Raw genomic sequence first — 6334 nt, forward strand, 5'->3', positions numbered from 1 at the left:
GCTAGGAAGGCTGAGCTCGGTTGCGAAGAGATAAGGGGTTAGGGATGAAAGAGCTCGTCAGCATTGCGGAACAGGTCGCAGCGAAGCTGATCGCGCGCAAACAGACCATCGCCGTGGCAGAATCCTCAACCGGCGGCCTGATCGCGGCCAGCCTGCTCGCGGTGCCCGGCGCGTCCGCCTATTTCCTCGGCGGCGCGGTGGTCTACACCCGCGATGCCAGGCGCGTGCTGATGGATATTTCGGACGAAGGAATGAAGGGCTTTCGTTCCTCGTCGCAGCCCTACGCGCAACTGCTGGCCGAGCAGATGCGAACGCGCTTCAACAGCGACTGGGGCCTGTCCGAGACCGGAGCAGCCGGCCCAACCGGCAACCGCTACGGCGACGCCGCCGGCCATAGCTGCATGGCGGTTGCGGGGCCTGTGTCAGAGGTGATGACGCTGGAGACCGGCAGCAACGACCGGTTCGGCAACATGCAGATGTTTGCTGCGACGGCGCTGAAGCTGTTGTTGAGGAAGCTGGAGGGGTGAGCTGCGCGAGTGAGTCGGGGCAGCCTCACCACCACATTGCTGTCATCGCCCGGCTCGACCGGGCGATCCAGTACTCCGAGACGGTTATGATTGAATCGATGGGCCGCGGCGTACTGGATGCCCCGCCTTCGCGGGGCATGACAGCGGAGAGTGAGGCGAGAGCTCACCGCCCCAAATGCCGCATGAAGATCCGGACCACATATCCCTGGAATCGCGGTGCTTCGTCGTAGAGATCTGACGCGATCCGCTCGATGGTCTCACGCAACGACAGGAACTGCGCCTGCCGTGCGCTGCTTTCGGTGCCCTGCATGCCCGCGAGCTCGTCCATGGCGGCGTCGCTGATCTGGCACTGCACGACCTCGTCGCCGCTCAGCATGGTGAAGCGAAAGGCCAGCCGTTCGAGGTCATGGCCAATGATCTTGTCGCGCGTCAGCGGCATCCAATTGTCCCGTCGCGCCCCCGAACGGGACAATGCTGAAAATCTGACGCCTTGTCACTATCCGCGCCGAAGGACGTGGCGGTCATCCGACGCCCATCAGCAGCGGCTCGACGAACCGGCTGCTCTCCAGCTTCAGTAGACGAGCGCCGTGCCGGTCGGCCTGTCGAGCGCCGCGGCCAGCGACCGATACTCCTCACAACCGGTCCCGCAGATGGAGGCAATCCGGCTCAAATGATAGAGCGCCTGCTCGCGATTACCCCGCTCGAGCTGCCACAGCCCGTAATATTGCCACGTCAGCACGTGGTTCGGATCCGCCTTCAATGCGCGCTCATACCAGACCTGCGACTGCTCGTAGTCGCCGAGCTTGCGATAGGAGTAGCCGATGAGGTTGGCGACGTTCGGATGGTCGTCATGGCCGAGCGACTTCAATTGCGCGATCGCGGCCGCATAGTCGTTGCGCTCGTAGATCGTGTCATAGGCCACGCGGTAGCCCGCCGCGAATGCGGGATCGCCGATGCCGGACTGATTGTTCGGCTTCTTGCCTTTCTGGGTTGCCTTGGCGCCCGGACGCTTCGGATAGGTCGGCTGCGGTTTCTGATCCGAATAGGCGCCCGCGTACGGATCCGTGGAGCTGGCGCTGCCCCCGCCTCCTCCACCCCCGCCTCCGCCCGCGGCAAAGGCCGGCGAGCACAATAGGGCTGCCGCGAACGTACCCAACACGAAGCGCCTGATCATCGCTGCGATCATGTCTGCCTCCTCAGTGTTTCAAGCGGCCCCGGACCAATTGATAACCCTGCCTCGGCGGCAATATTCCGGGACGCTGCGCTCACGGAGGCGTCAGCATGCGTACGACAGTTCCGGTGTCCTTTACTGGAAGGCCACCTCGGCAAAGCTGCGCAGCTTTCGCGAATGCAGCCGCTCCGATTCCTGTTGCTTGAGCCGCTCCAGCGCCTTCAGGCCGATCTCGAGATGCTGGCCGACGCGGCGGCGGTAGAATTCGCTGGCCATGCCGGCGAGCTTGATCTCGCCGTGCAGCGGCTTGTCGGAGACGCAGAGCAGCGTGCCGTAGGGAACGCGGAAGCGATAGCCGTTGGCGGCGATCGCGGCCGATTCCATGTCGAGCGCGACCGCGCGCGACTGCGACATACGCCGGATCACCTCAGGCCCGGAGATCTCCCAATTGCGGTTGTCGACGCTCGCGACGGTTCCAGTGCGCATCAGGCGCTTGAGCTCGAAACCTTCGAGCCCCGTGACGTCCTCGACCGCCTCCTCGAGCGCGACCTGCATCTCGGCCAGCGCGGGGATCGGGACCCACAGCGGCAGCTCGCGATCGAGCACGTGGTCTTCGCGCACATAGCCGTGCGCGAGCACGTAATCGCCGAGGCGCTGCGTGTTGCGCAGGCCCGCGCAATGGCCGAGCATCAGCCAGGCATGCGGGCGCAGCACCGCGACATGGTCGGTGACGTTGCGCGCGTTGGACGGACCGGTACCGATGTTGATCAGCGTGATGCCGCGATAGCCTGATGCGACCAGGTGGAAGGCCGGCATCTGCGGCATGCGCGCCGGCGCAACGCCGCTGATTGCGCCGGCGCTGCGCGTGATGACGTTGCCCGGCGCGACGAAGGCGTCAAGGCCAGCCTCACTCGACTGGAGCCGCTGCTGACAGAGCTGCGCGAAGGCGTCGACATAGAACTGGTAGTTGGTGAAAATGACAAAATTCTGGAAATGCTCGGGGTCGGTGCCGGTGTAGTGATAGAGCCGGCGCAGCGAGTAATCGACGCGGGCGGCGCGGAACAGCGACAGCGGCTCGGGCGCGCCCGGCTGAAGCTCGAAGGTGCCGTCGGCAATCGAATCGTCCATGGTGGCGAGATCGGGCACGTCGAACGCGTCGCGCAGCGATCGCGCGACAGAGGAGTTCTCGCTCGTCGTGATCGCAGCTTCGATGTTGATGTCGCGGCGATAGGCGAAGTGGATCGGGATCGGCTCGGCAGACTCGCCGATCTCGACGGGCACGCCGTGATTCTGGATCAAGAGGCCGATCTGCTCGATAAGGTAGCTCCGGAACAGATCCGGACGCGTCACGCTGGTTTCATGGACGCCGGGCCCGGCGACGAAGCCGTAGGCGAGACGGGAATCCAGCCGCGCATGCGTCGCGGTGGTGAGGCGGACGAAGGGATAATAGGCTCGCACCCGCGTCGTGATCGCTTCGCCGCCGACATAGGCCTCGAACCGGTCGCGCAGGAATTTTGTGTTGCGCTCGTAGATTTCTTCGAGCCGCGCGACCGCGAGTGTGGCGTCGGAGAAGGATTCGGTGGCGATGGAGGATGGGGATTGCATGGTCGACCGCCGAGTTGATGGGCTTGAGTCGAACTATAGCAAAGAAGTCAGTGCCGTAGGGTGGGCAAAGCGGAGCGTGCCCACCAATATGCCCGTCGTGTAAGAGACGGTGGGCACCGCGCATCGCGCCTTTGCCCACCCGACGAGACCGACAGCGAGAAACACGGTGCCGTGGGGTGGGTTAGCGCAGCGTAACCCGCCACTTCTGCTTCCGCGGATAGAGAAGCGGTGGGTTACGCTGCGCTAACCCACCCTACGAGATCACGACGCGCTTTCGCCCGTCACTTCTCCCGGAACGCCCGCATCAGCTGGTCGTGCAGCGGCTTCATCAGATAGGACAGCATCGTGCGGTCGCCCGTCTGGACGAAGGCTTCCACGGGCATGCCGGGAATCATCTTGACGTCGCCGAGACGGGCGATCTCTGCGGCCGGCATCGAGACGCGGATGGTGTAGTAGCTCTGGCCGGTGCGCTGGTCGGTGGTGACGTCGGGCGAGACGCGGCTGACGAGGCCGTTGAGCTCCGGCGTGGTGCGCTGATTGAAGGCGGAGAGGCGCAACAGCGTCTTCTGGCCGATCTGCAGCTTGTCGATGTCGACCGGATTGACCTTTGCCTCGACCTGGAGATCGTCGGCCTGCGGCACGATCAGCATGAGAGCGTCGCCGGCGGTGATGACGCCGCCGACCGTGTGCACCGTGGATTGCAGCACCATGCCGTCCTGCGGCGCGCGGATGTCGATGCGGCGAAGCTGGTCTTCGGCGGCAACCTTGCGCTCGATCAGCTCGCCGATCTTGTCGTTGGTCTCGCGCAGATCCTTGGAGACCTCGCTCACCACGTCCTTGTCGACCTGGATGATCTGGAGCTCGGTCTCCGTGATCTTGCCCTTGGCCTGGGCGCGCGAAGCGATGTACTGCGCGCGTTCGCCGTTGAGACGGGCCGAGTCGCGTTCGAGCTGGGTCAGACGCGAGATCTGCACCAGACGCTTGTCGTAAAGCTCGCGCACGCCGGTGAGCTCGTTCTGCACCAGCGCGATCTCCTGATCCTTGGCCTTCTCCTGGGCGCTGAGCCCCGCGATCTCCTCGTTGAGCTGCGTGATGCGCTCGCGCAGCTGGGCCTTCTGTCCGGTGCGGCCGTTGACGCGGACGTCGAACAGCTTGGTTTCGGCGGAGAGCAGCAGCTTGACGTCGGGATCCCCAGCGCGCTCGATCAGGGCCTGCGGAAATTCGATCCTGTCGACCCCGCGCTGCTCGGCCTGCAGGCGCGCCGCACGCGCCTGCGCGGCGTCGAGATTCTTGGTGACGATGGCAAGGTTGGCCTTGGTGACGGTATCGTCGAGCCGCACCACGATATCGCCGGCCTTGACCAGGTCGCCGTCGCGGGCGCGCACCTCGCCGACCACGCCGCCGGTCGGATGCTGCACCTTCTTGACGTTGGATTCGACCACGATCTGGCCCGGCGCGATCAGCGCGCCCGAGATCAGCACGGTCGAGGCCCAGCCACCGAGACCGACGACAAGCACCAGCACGATCACGAAGCCGAGGATCAGGTGAAACTTGATGGATTCGCGTACGGTCTTGTTCGCGGCAGGCTTCGGGCCGCCGATGGCCATCGTGCTCATGGCTTTGTGCTCATGGTTTGGCCACTCCACCTTCGCTGACGATCTTGATCGGGGCCGGCGGCGTCACGCGCGGCTGCAGTACCTGGGCGAGCACCTGCTCCTTTGGGCCGAAAGCCTGCATGCGGCCATCACGCAGCACCAGGACCTGGTCGACCGCCTCGACGCCGATCGGGCGGTGCGCCACCACGACCACGATGGCGCCGCGCTCGCGAGCGGCGCGGACGGCGCGGGTCAGCGCCTCGTCGCCTTCGGTGTCGAGATTGGAGTTGGGCTCGTCGAGCACGATCAGGAAGGGGTTGCCATAGAGCGCGCGCGCCAGCGCCACGCGCTGCGCCTGGCCGGCGGAAAGCGCCGTGCCCTGCTCGCCGACTTGCGTGTTGTAGCCCTCGCGCATCTTGATGATCATCTCGTGCACGCCGGCTTCTTTCGCAGCCGCGATGATGCCCTCGGACGTCGCCTCGGGATCGAACCGGCTGATGTTCTGGGCGATGGTGCCGCCGAACAATTCGACGTCCTGCGGCAGATAGCCGATGTGCCGGCCAAGCATGTCGGACGACCATTGGTCGAGCGCCGCGCCGTCGAGCCGCACCTTGCCGCGCACCGGCTGCCAGACCCCGACCAGCGCGCGGATGAGCGACGACTTGCCGGAACCGCTCGGGCCGATCACGCCGAGGCCGTTGCCCGCGGCGAGCGCGAAGGTGATGTCCTGCACGATGAGGCGCTGGTCGCCGGGCGGCACCATGGCGACGCCTTCGACCGAGAGCCGGCTCGTGGGCGCCTGCAACTGGGTCGGCATCGTCTGCGCCGGCATCTGCTCCAGCAGGCGCGTGAGGCGGTGCCAGCTCTGGCGTGCCGCGACGAAGGATTTCCAGTGCGCAATGGCGAGATCGACCGGCGCAAGCGCGCGGGCGGAGAGGATCGAGCCGGCGATGATGATGCCGGCGGTCGCCTCCTGGTGGATGACGAGATAGGCGCCGACCGCCAGCACGGCCGATTGCAGCATCATGCGCAGCACCTTTGCGACCGCGCCGAGACCGCCGGCGACGTCGCTCGCGCGCTGATTGCCGGCGAGATATTTTTCGTTGGTCTCGCTCCAGCGCTGGTTCATCCGGCCGGCCATGCCCATCGCCACCATGACTTCGGCGTTGCGGCGGCTGGCCTGGGCGAGATCGTTGCGCTGGGCGGCAAGCCCCATCGCCTCGCGCGCCGGCTGGCGGGACATGAACTCGGTGACCAGCGTCAGCCCGACCAGGATGATGGCGCCGACCAGCGCGGTGACGCCGATCATGACGTGGAAGGCGAAGCAGATGGCGAGATAGAGCGGCAGCCAGGGCAGGTCGAAGAATGCGCTCGGGCCCATTCCGCCGAGAAAGGAGCGGACATTGTCGAGGTCGCGTAGCGGCTGGGGGGCTTCG

At 65.7% G+C, this 6334-nt stretch carries 6 protein-coding genes; 1 reads left to right on the top strand and 5 read right to left on the bottom strand.

Features of this window, described 5'->3' with window-relative positions; translation table 11 throughout:
* Positions 1–44: 44 nt before the first annotated feature.
* Positions 45–527 carry a CinA family protein gene (locus IC66_RS0120525; protein WP_028140652.1) on the top strand — a complete coding sequence of 161 codons (483 nt, stop codon included), beginning with the start codon at positions 45–47 and terminating at the stop codon, positions 525–527.
* 163 nt (positions 528–690) lie between these two features.
* Here the strand turns inward: IC66_RS0120525 and IC66_RS0120530 are convergent, their stop codons facing one another.
* The 5 genes from IC66_RS0120530 to IC66_RS0120550 all read right to left on the bottom strand — a co-directional run.
* Positions 691–966 (bottom strand): DUF1488 family protein, encoded by a 276-nt coding sequence (locus IC66_RS0120530; RefSeq protein WP_020508771.1) that lies wholly within the window; start codon positions 964–966, stop codon positions 691–693.
* 132 nt (positions 967–1098) lie between these two features.
* Complete coding sequence (locus IC66_RS0120535; protein WP_028140654.1) at positions 1099–1713, bottom strand: tetratricopeptide repeat protein; 615 nt, start codon at positions 1711–1713, stop codon at positions 1099–1101.
* A gap of 120 nt (positions 1714–1833) precedes the next feature.
* Entirely contained in the window at positions 1834–3303 is a 1470-nt protein-coding gene (locus tag IC66_RS0120540; protein ID WP_028140655.1) for an AMP nucleosidase, read from the bottom strand.
* A gap of 281 nt (positions 3304–3584) precedes the next feature.
* The gene (locus IC66_RS0120545; RefSeq protein ID WP_028140656.1) at positions 3585–4919 is read right to left on the bottom strand and encodes an HlyD family type I secretion periplasmic adaptor subunit; all 1335 of its coding nucleotides are present in this window, start codon (positions 4917–4919) and stop codon (positions 3585–3587) included.
* A gap of 10 nt (positions 4920–4929) precedes the next feature.
* A partial coding sequence (locus tag IC66_RS0120550) for a type I secretion system permease/ATPase (protein WP_038948827.1) occupies positions 4930–6334 on the bottom strand: 1405 nt, incomplete at its 5' end.

The sequence above is a fragment of the Bradyrhizobium genomosp. III genome (genome assembly GCF_000261705.1).
GTDB classification, from domain to species: Bacteria; Pseudomonadota; Alphaproteobacteria; order Rhizobiales; family Xanthobacteraceae; genus Bradyrhizobium; species Bradyrhizobium ottawaense.

Coding starts and splice junctions, on each gene's coding strand:
- IC66_RS0120535 (WP_028140654.1), bottom strand. CDS start 1,713: ATGATCGCAGCGATGATCAGGCGCTTCGTGTTGGGTACGTTCGCGGCA.
- IC66_RS0120540 (WP_028140655.1), bottom strand. CDS start 3,303: ATGCAATCCCCATCCTCCATCGCCACCGAATCCTTCTCCGACGCCACA.
- IC66_RS0120545 (WP_028140656.1), bottom strand. CDS start 4,919: ATGAGCACGATGGCCATCGGCGGCCCGAAGCCTGCCGCGAACAAGACC.
- IC66_RS0120530 (WP_020508771.1), bottom strand. CDS start 966: ATGCCGCTGACGCGCGACAAGATCATTGGCCATGACCTCGAACGGCTG.
- IC66_RS0120525 (WP_028140652.1), top strand. CDS start 45: ATGAAAGAGCTCGTCAGCATTGCGGAACAGGTCGCAGCGAAGCTGATC.